Source organism: Streptomyces lucensis JCM 4490 (genome assembly GCF_014650035.1).
In the GTDB taxonomy this organism is placed as follows: domain Bacteria; phylum Actinomycetota; class Actinomycetes; order Streptomycetales; family Streptomycetaceae; genus Streptomyces; species Streptomyces lucensis.
Genome location: NZ_BMUE01000045.1, coordinates 1 through 2,543, shown reverse-complemented (window position 1 = coordinate 2,543; position 2,543 = coordinate 1). Strand labels below are relative to the sequence as shown.

At 70.1% G+C, this 2,543-nt stretch carries 2 protein-coding genes; both read right to left on the bottom strand.

All coding sequences use genetic code 11. The features are described from left to right. Positions 1–1,711 (bottom strand): type I polyketide synthase (locus tag IE177_RS34540; RefSeq protein WP_190019442.1); only part of this gene is annotated, 1,711 nt, incomplete at its 3' end. Between the two features lie 31 nt (positions 1,712–1,742). Then, positions 1,743–2,543 (bottom strand): phosphopantetheine-binding protein (locus tag IE177_RS34535; RefSeq protein ID WP_229816418.1); only part of this gene is annotated, 801 nt, incomplete at its 5' end.

Below are 2,543 nucleotides of genomic sequence, written 5' to 3'. Positions count from 1 at the left end.
GCCCGGCGAACAGGAACGCGGTCTTGCCGCCTCCGGTGGCTGATCCCCGTACGAGGTGGGGGTGTTCGCCGCCGGTGGCGAGGGCGTCCAGCCCGGCCAGGAAGCCGGCTCGGTCGTCGGCGATGACGGCGGCCCGGTGTTCGAGGTGCGCCCGGGTGGTGGCGAGGGAGAACCCGACGTCGACGAGCGGGCGTTCGTCCTCCCCGGTCGTCGAGTGCCGCAACCGCGCCGCCCGTTCCCGCAGTGCTCCCTCGTTCCTGGCGGACAGCACCCACGCCAGCGGACCGGCCGGAGCCTCGGTTACGTAGTCGCCGGCCTCGACAGCAACCTCGGGCGCCTGCTCCAGGATGATGTGGGTGTTGGTGCCGCTGATGCCGAACGAGGAGACGCCGCCGCGTCGCGGCCGCCCGGTCTCCGGCCAGGGGCGGCCTTCGGTGAGCAGGCGGACCGCTCCCGACGACCAGTCGACGTGGGGTGTGGGCCGATCGACGTGCAGGGTCCGGGGCAGTGCCCCGTGGCGTATCCCTTCGACCATCTTGATGATGCCGGCGACGCCTGCCGCGGCCTGTGTGTGGCCGATGTTGGACTTGATGGAGCCGAGCCACAGCGGATGCTCGGGGTCTCGGCCCTGGCCGTAGGTGGCGAGGAGCGCCTGTGCCTCGATGGGGTCGCCGAGCGTGGTGCCGGTGCCGTGGGCCTCGACGGCGTCGACCTGGTCGGGTGTCAGACGGGCGTTGTCCAGCGCGGCGCGGATGACGCGTCGCTGGGAGGGACCGTTGGGGGCGGTGAGACCGTTGCTGGCGCCGTCCTGGTTGACCGCGGAACCCCGAAGCACCGCCAGGACGCGGTGGCCGTGGCGTTCGGCGTCGGAGAGACGCTCGACGAGGAGGAGGCCGACGCCCTCACCCCAGCCGGTGCCGTCGGCTGCCGCGGCGAACGGTTTGCAGCGGCCGTCGGGTGCGAGGCCACGCTGGCGGCTGAACTCGATGAAGATCGACGGTGTGGCCATGACGGTGACGCCGCCGGCGAGGGCGAGGTCGCATTCGCCGTTGCGCAGGGCCTGGGCGGCCAGGTGCAGGGCCACCAGTGAGGACGAGCACGCCGTGTCGATCGTCAGGGCTGGGCCTTCGAGCCCGAAGACGTAGGAGATGCGGCCCGAGGCCACACTCGCGGAAACACCTGTGGCGAGATACCCCTCGACGTTCTCCGTGCCCGACAGCAGCCCGCGCGTGTAGTCCTGGCCGTTGGTTCCCGTGAAGACGGCGGTGCGGCTGCCCCTGAGCGATCCCGGATCGATGCCCGCCCGTTCGAACAGTTCCCAGGAGGTCTCGAGGAGCAGGCGTTGCTGCGGGTCCATCGCCAGTGCCTCGCGCGGGTTGATGTTGAAGAACTCCGCGTCGAATTCATGGGCGTCCTCGACGAAGCCGCCCTCGCGCACATAGGTCTTGCCCGAACTGGCGGGATCCGGGTCGAAGAGCGCTTCCGTGTCCCAGCCGCGGTCGGCCGGAAAGCCGGAGAAGGCCTCTTTCCCCGAATCGAGCAAGCGCCACAAGTCCTCCGGGGAGCGAACGTCCCCGGGGAACCTGCACGCCATACTCACGATGGCGATGGGCTCCCGGCTCTTGGCCTCGACCTCCTGCAGCCGCTGATTGACCTGACGCAGATCCGCGGTCGCGCGCCTGAGGTAATCGCGGAGCTTGTCTTCGTTCATGAGAAGGCCGCCTCCTGGGCAGGGGTCGCAGTCATTTGTGGGAGCGCGCGATACCGAGTTCGTTGTCCAGCACGCTGAAGAGCTCGTCGTCCGAAGCCGAACCGAGATCGTCGTCCTCGGGCTTCCGCCTCGTCGCCGTGTGCGGGTCCGAGTCGAGCTTCCAGAGCAACGCACGCAATCGGGCTGCGAGCCCTGGACGCAGCTCACTGTCCGCAGACAGCGACAGGACCGTCGCCTCGAACCGTTCAAGCTCCGTGAGCGCGGCGCTCGGGGCGACGCTGCCGGCACGGAGCTCCGTGCGCAGGCGGTCCGCGAGCGCGGCGGCGTTGGGATGGTCGAAGATCACCGTCATGGGGAGCCGGAGCCCGGTGGCGGCATTGAGCCGGTTGCGAAGCTTCACCGCGGCCAAGGAGTCGAACCCCAACTCCTGGAACGCCCGTTCTACAGCGATGGAATCCGCCGACATGTGCCCGAGCACCGAGGCGGCGTTCGTGCGCACCAGTTCCAGCAGGACGGCGGACTGCTCGTCCTCGGCGAGCCCGGCGAGACGCTGAGCGAGCGACCGCTCCGCGTGACCGCGCCTGCGGGGCGCCGACCGTTCGGCGAGAGACCGAAGCGGAGAGGGCAGCACTCCGGCCTCGGCGGCACTGCGCAGCGACCGCAGATCGAGACCGATCGGTGTCAGCTGTGCTCGGCCACTGCTCAGCGCGGCGTCGAACAGCGCGAGAGCCTCGTCGGTCGGCAGCGCGGTGACGGCGCCGGCACCGACACCACGGTGGTTGGTGTGGAGGGTGGCGGTGATGGTGCTGGTTTGTTGCCAGAGTCCCCAGGC